This is a genomic window from Winogradskyella ouciana, assembly GCF_009709615.1.
Lineage (GTDB): Bacteria > Bacteroidota > Bacteroidia > Flavobacteriales > Flavobacteriaceae > Winogradskyella > Winogradskyella ouciana.
The window spans coordinates 1-247 of sequence record NZ_WJYA01000250.1 but is presented as its reverse complement, the minus strand read 5'-3'; the positions used below and the strand labels follow the sequence as shown (position 1 = coordinate 247).

Sequence of the window (247 nt, the reverse complement as noted above, 5' to 3'; positions counted from 1 at the left end):
TCGTACGTGCCCTGGAGGATGCCCTGCGTGCCGATGTAGATCCACGAACCGGCCGTCATCTGGCCGTACATGGTCAGGCCCAGCGCCTCCAGGCGCCGGAACTCCTCCCAGTTGGCCCAGTCGCCCACCAGGTTGGAGTTGGCGATCAGCACCCGCGGCGCCCATTCGTGCGTCTGCATGACGCCGACCGGCCGGCCCGACTGGACGAGCATCGTCTCGTCCTGCTTGAGCGTGGTGAGCGTGCGCA

The 247-nt window shown here is 67.6% G+C and carries 1 pseudogene; it reads right to left on the bottom strand.

Going from position 1 to position 247, the window contains the following annotated elements:
• Positions 1-247: pseudogene (locus F1003_RS19080) on the bottom strand (urocanate hydratase); the annotation flags it as partial.